The organism is Bartonella sp. AP58NXGY, from assembly GCF_042195785.1.
GTDB lineage: Bacteria > Pseudomonadota > Alphaproteobacteria > Rhizobiales > Rhizobiaceae > Bartonella.
Map to the genome: position 1 here is coordinate 88,368 of NZ_JBHIOY010000003.1, position 12,489 is coordinate 100,856.

Annotated in this window: 11 protein-coding genes; 8 read left to right on the plus strand and 3 right to left on the minus strand. The window is 37.1% G+C overall.

Annotated features, from left to right (window positions below):
- Positions 1 to 472 precede the first annotated feature (472 nt).
- Genes ACFINC_RS03045 through ACFINC_RS03055 form a run of 3 tightly spaced genes read right to left on the minus strand, consistent with a single transcriptional unit; the run spans position 473 to position 3,769 of the window.
- On the minus strand, positions 473 to 1,012 hold the full coding sequence (locus tag ACFINC_RS03045; protein ID WP_375616042.1) for a hypothetical protein: 540 nt from the start codon (positions 1,010 to 1,012) through the stop codon (positions 473 to 475).
- Entirely contained in the window at positions 1,005 to 1,601 is a 597-nt protein-coding gene (locus tag ACFINC_RS03050) for a DUF1214 domain-containing protein (protein ID WP_375616043.1), read from the minus strand. The genes ACFINC_RS03045 and ACFINC_RS03050 overlap by 8 nt, the downstream gene beginning before the upstream one ends.
- Positions 1,602 to 1,618: 17 nt before the next feature.
- Positions 1,619 to 3,769: a transglycosylase domain-containing protein gene (locus ACFINC_RS03055; protein ID WP_375616044.1), complete on the minus strand. Its 2,151-nt coding sequence runs from the start codon at positions 3,767 to 3,769 to the stop codon at positions 1,619 to 1,621.
- Positions 3,770 to 4,115: 346 nt separating this feature from the next.
- Between ACFINC_RS03055 and ACFINC_RS03060 the strand changes: the two genes are divergently transcribed.
- From ACFINC_RS03060 to ACFINC_RS03095, 8 genes are all read left to right on the plus strand, one after another.
- Positions 4,116 to 4,352 (plus strand): hypothetical protein, encoded by a 237-nt coding sequence (locus tag ACFINC_RS03060; RefSeq protein ID WP_375616045.1) that lies wholly within the window; start codon positions 4,116 to 4,118, stop codon positions 4,350 to 4,352.
- 14 nt (positions 4,353 to 4,366) lie between these two features.
- On the plus strand, positions 4,367 to 5,035 hold the full coding sequence (locus ACFINC_RS03065; protein WP_375616046.1) for a response regulator transcription factor: 669 nt from the start codon (positions 4,367 to 4,369) through the stop codon (positions 5,033 to 5,035).
- A complete protein-coding gene (locus ACFINC_RS03070) occupies positions 5,032 to 6,450 on the plus strand; it encodes an ATP-binding protein (protein WP_375616047.1) in 1,419 nt (472 codons plus the stop codon). Before ACFINC_RS03065 ends, ACFINC_RS03070 begins: the two co-directional genes overlap by 4 nt.
- 298 nt (positions 6,451 to 6,748) lie before the next feature.
- On the plus strand, positions 6,749 to 7,507 hold the full coding sequence (locus ACFINC_RS03075; RefSeq protein WP_375616048.1) for a tetratricopeptide repeat protein: 759 nt from the start codon (positions 6,749 to 6,751) through the stop codon (positions 7,505 to 7,507).
- A 312-nt stretch (positions 7,508 to 7,819) separates the two neighbouring features.
- A complete protein-coding gene (ccmE, locus tag ACFINC_RS03080) occupies positions 7,820 to 8,299 on the plus strand; it encodes a cytochrome c maturation protein CcmE (RefSeq protein ID WP_375616049.1) in 480 nt (159 codons plus the stop codon).
- 7 nt (positions 8,300 to 8,306) lie between these two features.
- The gene (locus ACFINC_RS03085) at positions 8,307 to 10,286 is read left to right on the plus strand and encodes a heme lyase CcmF/NrfE family subunit (RefSeq protein WP_375616050.1); all 1,980 of its coding nucleotides are present in this window, start codon (positions 8,307 to 8,309) and stop codon (positions 10,284 to 10,286) included.
- Between the two features lies 1 nt (position 10,287).
- A complete protein-coding gene (locus ACFINC_RS03090) occupies positions 10,288 to 10,740 on the plus strand; it encodes a cytochrome c-type biogenesis protein CcmH (protein WP_375616051.1) in 453 nt (150 codons plus the stop codon).
- A 186-nt stretch (positions 10,741 to 10,926) separates the two neighbouring features.
- Entirely contained in the window at positions 10,927 to 12,438 is a 1,512-nt protein-coding gene (locus ACFINC_RS03095) for a Do family serine endopeptidase (RefSeq protein WP_375616052.1), read from the plus strand.
- Positions 12,439 to 12,489: the final 51 nt, after the last annotated feature.

Below are 12,489 nucleotides of genomic sequence, written 5' to 3' on the forward strand. Positions count from 1 at the left end.
TACAAAAAGCTTATGCTCATAAAACAAAAATAAAGCACTTATTTTTGAGGTCAAGGATGTGTAATGTCTTATAAGTTTCCAGCGATTGTTTTGGCACTTCATTGAAGGTAAACAGTATTTCTTCTATAGTTTATCATGTTATTGATGCGAATTTTATGGGAATGTTTGTAAATAAAAAGAAATAAACTCAAATAACAAGTTTTACAATTGTTAGCAGCATATTTTTTTAGAGCTTTACTCTTGATTTTTCTCTTCTGATTGCGGGGAGTTTTTTCTGTCAGATAATGCGTCTCAAATAGGATATGATGATGTGCAATAGAGATTTCATTATATCTCAATAAAAAATTGAGGGATTTATAATCAGATAAATTTGAATATTCAATTAATAGAGAAAAAAGATAACCATTTTGATAGGCTTCATGTATTTTGTATAGAAAGTAAGGTGTTGTACAAATGAGAGGTTAGTCCGTTTTTATTCATAAAATATGCGACAGGTCGCAGATGAAAGAAAAGCTTCACTTTCTTTTTTTGCAAGGGAAGAAGGGACAAAAATACGTAAAATAACAAACCCTTCATTCAAATTTTTAGCAACCAAAACTGAATTGGCATTTTTTTTAGGTTTTGATTTTTTGAGTTCTATGATTTGTATTGGTTTTCCAATGATAAGATCAAGTGTCGCATCAGGGGCTGTTCGGTCATTAAGGCTATAGAAAATAATTCCGTCGTGTGTGTAGGCTGCCAGTGACCAAAATTGTTGTGTTTTCAAAGCTTTTAAATGAACAGGTCCATTTTCAAGATTAAATCTGCAGACTTTAAGAAGAAAGAGGGGATCAGCAGATTGCTGAATAGGATTATTGGGCGTAAAATCGACAAATTGATAAGAGATTCCAGATTTTTTTAGTGCTGTCCATATATTATCTTGTGCCCAAGTGGGGATCAGAAATAAAAAGCAAATATGAACGATAATAGCGCCAATGATTGCAAGAAGTGCGGTATAAATGAATCTAATCACAATTTATTTGTCCTGATGGAATTTGTTCTATAGAGGGCATTGTGAGCTTTTGTAATGCCGTTGCAGAGATGATTGAGGTATCGTATAAGGTGAGAATAAGCCCGAATTCTTTTTGACTAACTGTTGCAAGCCAATTGCCGGTTTGCGGTGTGGGTGAAATATTGATGCGCAATGAGCCATCATGCTCATAGATAATATTGTTAGTGTGAAGTTCAAAAGGTATTTCTTTGGATGAAGTATAGGGTTTAAGGGATTTGTCAGCTGTATAAAGGGTAAAAAGACGGGTTTCAGGGATGGTGCCTTTGAGCAAATAATGACAGTGATGATGAAGTGGACGCCCTTGGTTATCTTGCCAAATCTGGAATTGAATACCTTCAGTTCGTCCGAGTGAAACAATGCCTCGTTTGGCGGTGCGAGCGCGGGTATAAGGATCCATATTGGCAGTTCCCATTTGTGGATAAGCACTCCATTTTCCAATTCTAAAGCGTCCAAAATGAGGAAAGGAATTGAGCACATAATCGACACTCAGTTTTCCACATAAAATGGAAAAAGCGAAGATAAAAAAGAAAATGGTGATATTAAAAAACATCAGTGAATATCTTGAATTCAAAATGTTGAATCTCCAGTTGTTTTCATCTTCAAAGAAATTGCAGATGGTTTTTTCAGATCTTTGTTAATCAATCGCACGATATTTAATGTTTCAGGAGAAAGCGTAGAGGGTATTGGGGAAGGAACTTCAGAATCTACACGGGCGGAAAGTACTGGAGGCTGATAAGGAAGGAGAGAATCTTTAACACCATAGAGCTGTTTGAGCATAATATTTTGATGCGCAGCAAGCATGATACGATGCCATATCATGGCAGGAACGCCACCCCCAAAAGCACGATTCATCGGTGAAAAATTATCATTTCCCATCCATACCGCTCCCGTATAATTTCCCGTAAAGCCAACAAACCAAGCATCACGATAAGATTGTGATGTTCCAGTTTTCCCAGCGACAAGAGTCATGGGCAACGCAGCACGCTTACCAGATCCTCGTGTTGTGACACCCACCATCATTTGATTCATATAAGCTGCTGATTGTTCACTCAGAACTCGGTGTAGTTTTTTTCCGTTATGTTCGAAATCCCACACAACACGACCATCAATTGTTTTGATTTGCGTAAACCCATGACGATTACCCGCTATTCCTCCATTGGCAAAGACATTAAAGCCTGTAGCTTGATCCATGGGGGTCATGTTGGAAGTGCCAAGAACCATCGTTTTGTGTGATAAAATATGCGCGTTAATCCCCATATTTTTAATGAGATCTATGATAGGTTGGGTATCGCGGTTAAGATATTGGTAGGTGAGATAAACAGGGACTGTATTAATGGAAAAGGCTAAAGCTGTTGCTAAGTCAATTTTTCCCAGATAACGACCAGAATTATTTTTGGGTGTCCAACCTCCCCAATTGATGGGAGCATCTAGAACGATTGTTGAGGGTGATAATCCATGTTCCATTGCGGCTGCATAAACATAAGGTTTGAATGAAGAACCAGGTTGTCGACCGCCCTGTGTTGCTCTGTTAAATTGGCTCTTTTTGTAATCTAGTCCTCCAACAATTGCACATACCGCACCGTTATTATCGAGTATAACGGTGGCTGCTTGTGTTACACGATATTGTTGACCATATTGATGTAAATGATAGGCAATTGATTCTTCTGCTGCTTTTTGAATATTCGGATCAAGGGTCGTTTGAATAATTAAACTATGGCTTGGAAGTTGATTGCGCATTTTTTTGACTTCCTCGAATGCCCAATCAAGAAAATAATCAGGCTGATTATTGTCTATTTGGGGAAGGGCCCTAGCAGGGTGGCGATGCGCATTGATAATCTGGCTTTTCGTCATAAAGCCACTATTAACAAGATTAGAAAGGACGACATTGGCACGTGTTTGAGCAGCAAAGAGATGACTATGAGGGGCATATTTTGTTGGAGCTTTAAAGAGTCCTGCTAACATAGCAGATTCACTCAAAGATACATGACGGATATCTTTTCCAAAATAAAATTTTGCAGCGGCTGCAATACCAAAATTGTTTCCTCCCATATAGGCACGGTCAAGATAAAGTTGCAAAATCTGCTTTTTGCTAAAATTTGCTTCTAGCCAAAGAGCAAGATAAGCTTCTTTGATTTTACGTGTTATGGTTCTCTCGTTTGTTAAGAATAAATTTTTAGCCAATTGTTGTGTGAGAGTTGAACCACCTTGCACCACCCCTTTAGCTTGAATATTTTGTGAAATTGCCCGTGTAAGTCCTTGAAAATCAACGCCCCAATGATCAAAAAAACGACGGTCTTCTGTGGCAAGAACGGCTTTAATAACAGTGTCAGGCATTTCTTCAACAGGGACAGAAATAGCCGGCATTGCACCACGGTGTCCAATTGGATTTCCATAGAGATCGAGAAAAAGAATGGAAAAGTTTTTAGGAGAAGACCAATCTGTTTTGGTAAGTTCAAAAACAGAAATGCCCAAAATGGTGAAAAGAGTAAATCCCATCAACCCTAATGTTAGTATTTCATCGAGAACTTCAACGATAAAGTATTTCCATCCTTGAAGATGAAAATTTTGTGAGACGATTTTTGCCTTTTTCCAGAAAAAACTGTTAGCAGAACGAATGTGATAAAGCGCTGTGTCTAATCGTGCGTCTAATTCAATGAGAGCAGGACTATGAAATGGCTTATGGTGTTGTCCTTTCTTTTTTTTAAAAAAATCAAACATTTAAAGAGAGCCTATGGCAAAGCAATACAACCAAACAAATCTACAATAAGTATATGGAGTAGAAGTATTTTTTTGCTATAGTGCTCGCAGAGAAAAAGTTTATTTGAGAATTATTCATTTCTCGTCAGATAGTGTATTAAGATTTTATGGTTTCATTAAATAAATTTTCTTCTTATTGTTAAAAATATTTTATTTTAAATTTTTAAAAATTTGGAGTAATATTAATATGTTATTCCGTAAGATAGAGGATAAACTATTTTCCATTTGTGATTTTTTAATCGACCCCACAAAAACCATTATTTCTTTTATTCTTCAGAAGGAAGAATAATAAGTTATTAAAGTATCTATGATGAAAAAAGTTTTTTTAGTTGTAATGTTAGCATCTTTTTTAGGAGCAGATTCTGTTCTAGCAGCTGATTGCGCTGAGGTTGGGAAGAAGGTTGCAATTCAGGAGAAGGGGGTTCTCGTCCGTTCAAAACTGGTTGTTGAGGATGGAAGGGATATGTGTGCAATTGTGGTTGTTGTGCCAGCCCGTAATGGTGAGAAATTGCGCCGTGTTGAGGTTGTGGTTCCTGCCGATTAGCATTAGATGTTGTCATGCGTATTTTAATTGCTGAAGATGATCGGAATCTTCACCATCAATTAGCAGAAGCTGTAAAGCATGCTGGATATGTTTTTGATAGTGCTTTCGATGGTGAAGAGGCTTATTTTTTAGGCAGTACAGAGTCTTATGACGCAGTGATCCTTGATATAGGTTTACCGTCTATTGATGGTATTCGTGTTGTTGAAAAGTGGCGTCAAGAAGGGTACTCCATGCCTGTTTTAATACTAACGGCGCGAGACCGTTGGTCTGATAAGGTGCTTGGTATTGATGCAGGGGCTGACGATTATGTTGTGAAGCCATTTCATTTGGAGGAAGTAATGGCGCGCTTACGGGCATTAATTCGTCGCGCTACCGGACATGCGACAAGTGCATTATGTTGTGGAAATGTTTTATTGGATACGAAGACGTCTCGTGTTTTTGTGGATGGTCAATTGATTAAACTAACATCTTATGAATTTAGACTTCTTTCGTATCTCATGCATCATTGTGACAGAGTTATTTCAAGAACGGAGCTTACCGAACATCTTTATGATCAGGATTTTGATAAGGACTCGAATACGGTGGAAGTCTTTGTAGGTCGGTTACGGAAAAAGCTTGGAGTAGATTTGATTGAGACTATTCGAGGAATGGGATATCGCGTGGGAACGCCAGGTGATAAATGAATATTTTCAAGGAGGATAATTGGTTTGGGAAGTTCTTTTTTGTCATTACGCGATCTCTCAGTTTACGTGTTATGATCTTATCAACACTATGGGTTGTGATTTCTCTTTTATCGATTTCTGCAGTGAGTATTTTATTTTATAAACGTTCAACTGAACAAAGCTTAGAGCGTATCCTTTCTGCTCAACTTTACAGTCTTATTGCAACAGTCATGGTCTCACCGGAAGGCATTTTGAAAGGAGGGGCTGAGATTGATGATATTCGTTATTCTGATCCAACAACGGGATGGTATTGGGAAGTTGTTGCGATATCCCATAATTTAAAAGGAAGATTGACATCTCCCTCATTGGGAACAGGAAAGATATTTACCCCAAGCGAAGTCGATATACCTTTTGATAATAAATTTTTTCGCTCTTATCGGATCAAGGGAAATGATGGCCAAAAGCTACAAGTGATTGAGAGTGATGTTGTTCTTGATAATAAAAATCATATTGCACGTTTTCGGCTTGTTGGGAATATCGATGAAGCCCATGCGCAAGTAAAGGAATTTAAGCAAACTTTGCAAATTTTTCTTTGGAGTTTTGGTATTGGGAGTGTTCTTATTAATATTGCTATTATTTTCTTTAGTTTTCAACCGTTGAAGCTTATTCGACGTGCATTGAATGATATTCGCGAAGGAAGAGTTCATTATGTGAATACGGATTTAGTCAGCGAAGTGATGCCGCTTGTACAAGAGATGAATGCTCTCATTAATAATAATCAGCGTATTATTGAGCGATTTCGCACACAGGTTGGTAATCTCGCGCATTCATTGAAGACGCCTCTATCCGTGATTATGAATGAGACCGATAAGATGCACGGAGAAAAGGCGTGTCTGTTGAGAGAGCAAACGCAAATTATGCGTGCTCAAATCAATCATTATCTTCAGCGGGCGCGGATTGCAGCACAATGCGATAGTATTATCTATCATACATCTGTTCGCAGTGTGATTGATCGTTTAGTGCGGGTTATGAAAAAGCTTAATCCTGAAAAAAAAATTGAATTTATTATGGATGTTGATGATATTGTTTTTTCTGGAGAGAAGGAAGATCTAGAAGAAATTATAGGAAATTTGATTGAAAATGCTACTCAGTGGTCTCGCACAAAGGTGTTGATCTCTTGTTGTATAGAAGAAAACGTTGAAGAAGAGAAATATTTCAGTATCCTTGTTGAAGATGATGGTCCTGGTTTAACAGAAGACAAAATTGATGAAGCATTAAAAAGAGGGCGGCGGTTTAATGAAAGTAAACCGGGGACAGGTTTAGGATTAGCAATTGTTTCAGATATGGTCAATGAATATGGTGGAAATCTCTTTTTATTGCGTTCTGATTTGGGTGGGTTGTATGCAAAAGTTTTATTACCCAAGATAGGAGAATAACATATTTTCTCCTCTATCAGAAAACATCTATAAGGTGTGTAAAGCAATATTTTCAGACAATACAAAAAAGTAGGGAGGTATTTCAGAAGATTTGTATTTATAATCAAAATATGAAAATAAAGCCTTGTTTTTGTTTTCTTGATAGAGGTGATCTATATGAGAAAAATGAACAATATATTTTATATAAGTTTATAATGTACTCCATGAAAAAATGATTTTTATCATTTAGCATCACTCTTCTTATGAAGAGGATAAAAGGTAAGCGAGAGATTCTCTGTTCGTATTGGAAAAAAGTGATATGCTCTTACTCATTTTTGCAGCATTTTTTCTGGCTTTTCTGGCAGGTATTCTTTTTCTTTCACTTCGTTTTGACGATAGGATAAAGAAAGAAGGAAAAGTTCAAACCATGGATGGTGATAGAAGTCATAGGCATACGATTGAGTGTAACAAGCTTTATATGCATTATAAAAAAAGGAATATTCTTAAGGACTTAAGTGTTTTGTTTGTTCTTCTCATCACATGGAGTATTTATGGGCTGACAGGCAATCCGGAAGTGAAAAGCTATTTTTTTAGCGAATTAATGGATAAAGATCCTAAAATTCTAAGTCAGCAAGAAAAGCTTGTTCGCTTACAAGTGCTGTTTTTCCGCTCACCTCGTGATGGCAAGCTCGCAGATGCGTTAGCGGTAGGGTATCTTGAAGAGCGCCATTTTCAAGAGGCGGTCAATGCTTATTTAGATGCACTTCGTTTGAATGGAGAGACAGCTCCAAGACTTGTAGGATATGGTTTAGCATTGGTTGGTTATGAAGGAGGAATGATAACGCAAGAAGCACAAAATGCTTTTCAAAAAGCAGCGGATTTAGCGCCAACAGATTTTTATCCGCGCTTATTGTTGGCCGATGCCTTTCATCAAGCAGGAAAAACTGTGCAGGCAGTGCAATTTTTGCAAAGCTTTCTTGATACAATGCCTGAAGATTTTGCAGGACGATCACGTGTTGAAAAAATGATGATTCAGTTACGTAATTTATCGAGTGGGCCATACAAAGAAAAGGAATAGGCGTCAATTGAGATGAGAAAAGCTGTTTAGGAAGATAAAAGAGGGGGCATTCTAGAAGGGAAAGGTATGTGTAGAGACGATTAAAGAACAGAAATGAAGAATGGAAAGAGGCGCAATATAAGTGGTTATATATTAAATAAAAATTGGTGCAAAAAGTAAGAAAGCTATTGGTAAGCTTATTAGCAAAGGTGAGAGATTGGATAAAAAGTTGCACCTATAGAGAAGATGTGCAAAACTCTTAAAAAATAAAATATAGAAATGGATGCTTATATAACGTGTTTAACGTGTTTAAAATTTTTTTGTAGAGTGTCTATGAACAATCAATCTTTAAAAAATTCTACTTCGTTGAAGGTTATTTTAAAGCAGCGAAAAAAAGAGCGTTTACTCATCATCTTATTGTGTTGTTTGGTTATGGCGATTGCAGCAAGTCTCATAGTTTATGCAATGCGTAATGCGGTCAGTTTTTTTAGAATGCCCTCTGATATTACAAGAGAAGATATTTTAACGGGGCGCTCTTTGCGTTTGGGTGGTTTTGTTGAAAAAGGAACTGTTAAATATATTGGAGAGATGGGCGTTATTTTTTTTGTAACGGATAGCGTAAAGCGTAAAAAAGTGATTTTCAATGGTGTACTACCGGATCTTTTTCGTGAAGGTCAGGGGGTCATTATTGAAGGACATTTTGATAAACAGGGTTTTTTTATAGGTAGGCGTATTTTAGCAAAACATGATGAAACTTATATGCCTAAAGGAGCAGCTGATCGTTTGAAAAAACATTACAGTGTGGAGAAATAATTCGATTGTGCTTGTCGAACTGGGTCATATTTTTTTAGTTGCAGCATTTGCAGTAAGCTTATTAGAGACTTTATTACCTGCTTTAGGTTTTTGGTGGAAAGAGCGTTTGTTAATGCAAACAGCTGTTCCTCTAACATACATCACTTTTACATTACTGCTCTTATCTTTTTTAGTGATGGTTTACGCTCATGTCGTATCTGATTTTTCTGTTTTGAATATTGTTGAGAATTCTCATTCAGAAAAACCGATGCTCTATAAAATTACAGGTGTTTGGGGCAATCACGAAGGCTCTATGTTGTTATGGGTTTTAAGTCTCGCTTTTTTTAGTGCATTGATGGCGTTATTTAGCCAACATTTACCAGAAGATTTTAGGACACTCGTTTTAATTTGCCAAAGTTGGATTACAAGTGCTTTTCTTTTATTTATTCTTTTTTTATCCAATCCATTTTTACGTGTGAATCCACCAGCATTGCAGGGAAATGGTCTCAATCCTCTTTTACAAGATGTTGCGTTAGCAATGCATCCACCGCTGCTTTATTTAGGGTATGTTGGTTTTTCACTTTGTTTTTCTTTTGCAGTTTCTGCATTGATTATGGGACATATTGATAGAATTTGGGCGCGTTGGATTCGTCCTTGGCTTTTGCTTTCTTGGTGTTTTTTGACATTGGGTATTATGGTTGGCTCTTATTGGGCTTATTATGAGCTAGGATGGGGGGGGTATTGGTTTTGGGATCCTGTTGAAAATGTTTCGTTTATGCCTTGGCTTTCAGGAACAGCTCTTTTACATTCTATTCTCGTTCTCGAAAAACGAGAAATATTAAAAAGTTGGACTTTGTTTTTGGCGCTGCTAACTTTTTCTCTTTCTTTAATGGGAACTTTTCTTGTTCGTTCGGGACTTTTAGTTTCTGTTCATAGCTTTGCTATTGATCCAGCACGGGGGCAGGCAATTCTTGCACTTTTATTTTTCTTTACGGGTGTAGCTTTTCTTCTTTTTGCTTTGCGCATCCCTATTTTTAAAACAGAAAGATTTTTTCAACCAATTTCGCGTGAAGGATTTATTGTTTTAAATAACTTGTTATTCATAACAATAACAGCAACCGTATTGATTGGTACGCTCTATCCTTATTTTATTGAGATGTTAACAGGGCAAAAAATTTCTGTAGGAGCTGCTTTTTTTAATCTTACCTGTGGTCCACTAATGCTTTTGCTGTTGTTGTTTGTCCCATTTGGGACAATGATGGCATGGAAACACGGTGATTTTCTCGCAGTTTTTGAACGGTTGTGGTTTGTTTTTGTATTGGTTGGTATCGTCTGTTTTATAACATTTTACGCGACATCTTTGCATGATATTTTTGCAGTTTTAGGCATTGGGCTTTCAGCATTTGTTTTTTTAGGCAGTTTAGCGAATCTGTGGGGAAAGAGTGGATATGGCAAGACAGCTTTTTCAGTACGCGTGAAGAGATTTTTGCGATTGCCATGGTCTGTTTTTGGTGCTGCAATGGCACATATGGGATTAGGCGTTACATTATTTGGCATTGTCTGTGTGGCCAATTTGGGGAAAGAACGTATTTTAACCATGAATATAGGAGATAGGGTGACGATAGCGGATAAAACTCTTTATTTTGATGCAGTGCATGATGGTTTTGGTTCAAATTATTCGGCAATGGAGTTTTATTTTAAAGTATATGAAAATAAAAATATTGTTGGTCATGTAACAGCCTCAAAGCGATTTTATTCAAGCCAAAATACATCAACAACGGAAGTTGGTCTTCAAAATCATGGCTTATCGCAGCTCTATATTGTGCCGGGACGGATCGATAATCGGGGTCTTGTTGTGCACATATGGTGGAAGCCTTATGTAATATGTATTTGGTTAGGGGCTTTCATAATGGCTATGGGAGGATGTCTTTCTCTTCTGGGGTATTGGTTTCGCATTGGCGTGTACCACAGGGTGCTGGGGGCTTTAAATTTAGGGAGAAGACATTGAGATGAAAAAATTTTATTGGATTTTATTTTTTTTTATAGCAGCGTATCCTTTTCGATTAGCTACAGCAGTAGAGCCGGATGAGATTTTAAAGGATACAATTCTTGAATCGCGCGCACGAGATATTTCATCGCATTTACGTTGTCCTGTTTGCCAAAATCAATCAATTGATGATTCAGATGCTGCTTTAGCACGTGATTTACGGCTTTTCATTCGGGAAAGATTAAAAATGGGTTATAGTAATCAGCAAGTCATTGACTTTCTTGTTGAACGATATGGTGAATTTATTCTCTTGAAACCACCATTGAATAAAAAAACTTGGTTTTTATGGTTTTCGCCTTTGATAATTATCATCATTGGTGCCAGTGTCATATTTTTCCAGTTAAGACGGTATAATAGTGAAAAAATAATGGATTATGTGAATGAAAAAGAACAATCAAAAATGCCATTGCATTAAAAATGATGCACATATAAAGAAAAAATTCAGATTATCTGCAATGAACATTCAACCTTATCGTATTATATTGGGGAATACTGAAACCTTACAAAATTTTAATAATTTAGACACAAAACGGTAAGGTCAGGTATTTTATAAGTTATCAAAATTGGGATAAAGGAATGATTGAATAGGAGCATAGAATAAATGTTAAAAAAAACATTCTTTAAAACATTTGTTGCAGTAAGTTTTTCCGCAGTATTGGAGAGTGCACTGTTTTTTAGTGGATGTACATCAAGCTTGTGGACGACAAAAGCTCATGCAAGTTCTGTATTGACTTCGTTAATACCACAACAGGGATTTGCAGATATCGTTGCTCAAGTGAAGCCAGCAGTTGTTGCAGTACAAGTAAAGAGCAATAAAAAGAAAAAAGATTGGTTCTTTAGTAACTTTTTTAGTGGGCCGGGTATTGATCAATTACCAGATCAACACCCTTTGAAGAGGCTTTTTAAAGAGTTTTATGATCTTGATAAACCTAAAAATAATTTTCCCAATCATTCGCAGCGACTCCGTCCTGTCGCTTTTGGATCGGGTTTTTTTATTTCGTCTGATGGTTACATTGTGACCAATGATCATGTAATTTCTGAGGGGACAAGTTATTCTGTTGTTCTTGATGATGGGACAAAATTGAATGCAAAGCTCATTGGGAAAGACCCCAAAACCGACCTTGCCGTACTAAAAGTGAATGATAACAGGAAATTTTCCTATGTTGATTTTGGAGATGATTCAAAGCTTCGTGTTGGAGATTGGGTTGTTGCCATTGGAAATCCATTTGACCTTGGTGGGACTGTAACAGCAGGGATTGTTTCAGCGCGCGGACGTGATATTGGCACGGGTGTCTATGATGATTTTATTCAGATTGATGCCGCTGTTAATAGAGGAAACTCTGGTGGACCAACTTTTGATCTTAATGGAAAAGTTGTTGGGGTTAATACAGCAATTTTTTCTCCTTCTGGAGGAAACGTTGGGATAGCTTTTGCTATTCCGGCAACGACTGTCAAACAGGTTGTACAGCAACTTATCGAAAAAGGTTCAGTTCAGCGTGGTTGGTTAGGCGTTCAGATTCAGCCGGTAACAAAGGAGATTTCTGATTCAATAGGTCTAAAAGAAGCAAAGGGCGCTTTGGTTACTGATCCGTTAAAGGGACCAGCAGAAAAGGCTGGTATTAAGGCTGGTGATGTCATTATTTCAGTGAATAATGAAAAGGTTGCCGATGCGCGTGAGTTAGCGAGACGTATTGCAAATATTAAACCAGGAGAAACGGTTGATATAGGGATTTGGAGATCAGGTAAAGAGAAGAATATCAAAGTCAAACTTGCTTCAATGTCTGAAGATGAAAGTAAAGAAGAGGGTTCAAAATATTCAAGTGGACGCGGTGATTTAGATGACACATTGGAAGATTATGGTTTGATTGTTATTCCTTCTGATGATGGTGTAGGGTTGGTTGTAACCGATGTAGATTCCGATTCAGATGCAGCAGATAAAGGGATACGCCCTGGTGATATCATTGTGACAGTGAATAATAAACCGGTTAAACGAGTCTCTGATATTATTAGCACAATCGAAAATGCTCAGCAGTTAGGACGAAAAGCTATACTCTTACAAGTGCGAACAAATGATCAAAATCGTTTTGTTGCTCTTCCAATTTTCAAAAAATAAAGCTTTGGTTTTAGGACAAATGTTTATTAAAATTTGTCCTAAAACACACTA

Excerpts from the sequence above, each read along its gene's own strand:
- ACFINC_RS03075 (WP_375616048.1), top strand. The coding sequence starts at position 6,749 with ATGCTCTTACTCATTTTTGCAGCATTTTTTCTGGCTTTTCTGGCAGGT.
- ACFINC_RS03070 (WP_375616047.1), top strand. The coding sequence starts at position 5,032 with ATGAATATTTTCAAGGAGGATAATTGGTTTGGGAAGTTCTTTTTTGTC.
- ACFINC_RS03055 (WP_375616044.1), bottom strand. The coding sequence starts at position 3,769 with ATGTTTGATTTTTTTAAAAAAAAGAAAGGACAACACCATAAGCCATTT.
- ACFINC_RS03065 (WP_375616046.1), top strand. The coding sequence starts at position 4,367 with ATGCGTATTTTAATTGCTGAAGATGATCGGAATCTTCACCATCAATTA.
- ACFINC_RS03095 (WP_375616052.1), top strand. The coding sequence starts at position 10,927 with ATGTTAAAAAAAACATTCTTTAAAACATTTGTTGCAGTAAGTTTTTCC.
- ccmE (WP_375616049.1), top strand. The coding sequence starts at position 7,820 with ATGAACAATCAATCTTTAAAAAATTCTACTTCGTTGAAGGTTATTTTA.
- ACFINC_RS03090 (WP_375616051.1), top strand. The coding sequence starts at position 10,288 with ATGAAAAAATTTTATTGGATTTTATTTTTTTTTATAGCAGCGTATCCT.
- ACFINC_RS03050 (WP_375616043.1), bottom strand. The coding sequence starts at position 1,601 with ATGTTTTTTAATATCACCATTTTCTTTTTTATCTTCGCTTTTTCCATT.
- ACFINC_RS03060 (WP_375616045.1), top strand. The coding sequence starts at position 4,116 with ATGATGAAAAAAGTTTTTTTAGTTGTAATGTTAGCATCTTTTTTAGGA.